General features: G+C 71.8%; 1 protein-coding gene. It reads right to left on the bottom strand.

Annotated elements, in window-relative coordinates:
• On the bottom strand, positions 1 to 454 hold a 454-nt coding region (locus AC0AIB_RS31255; RefSeq protein WP_465098086.1), incomplete at both ends, for a hypothetical protein.

Genomic DNA, 454 nt, shown 5'->3' with positions numbered 1-454 from the left:
CTCGGGGCCGAGGCCCAGTTCGGGCAACGGGAGCGGTGCGTTCGACAGTGACCAGGCGATCTCGGCGGAGCGCGCATAGGAAAGACCGAGGGCATCGGACCGCGAGACCAGGGTGTCCGGGGGCAGTTCGGGCGGTGGGGGCGGCAGCAGGGTGTCGAGAGTCGTCGCCGGGGTCGCACCGGCCCGCAGTTCGGCGGCGGCTTCGAGGAATGCCCTGTACTGCCCCGGTGTGGGCCCGGTGGCCGGGTCGACGTTCGTGAGGTTGGTGGCGGTGTGCCAGTCGGTGACCATCCGGTCCAGCAGGTCCGGGGTCATACGACCGTCACCGTAGCGGGCGGCGGTGCCCGGGGCACGCCAACGCACACCGTCGACGTAGGCGAGAGCTGCCAGTGCCTGCCGGTTCTCCGGCTGCTGTTCGGCGTCCGGTCCGAGGACCTCGCGCAGAGTGCGGACC

The sequence above is a fragment of the Micromonospora sp. DSM 43699 genome, assembly GCF_055517075.1.
The sequence above is the reverse complement of the archived record's forward strand: the minus strand, read 5'-3'. Positions and strand labels throughout refer to the sequence as shown.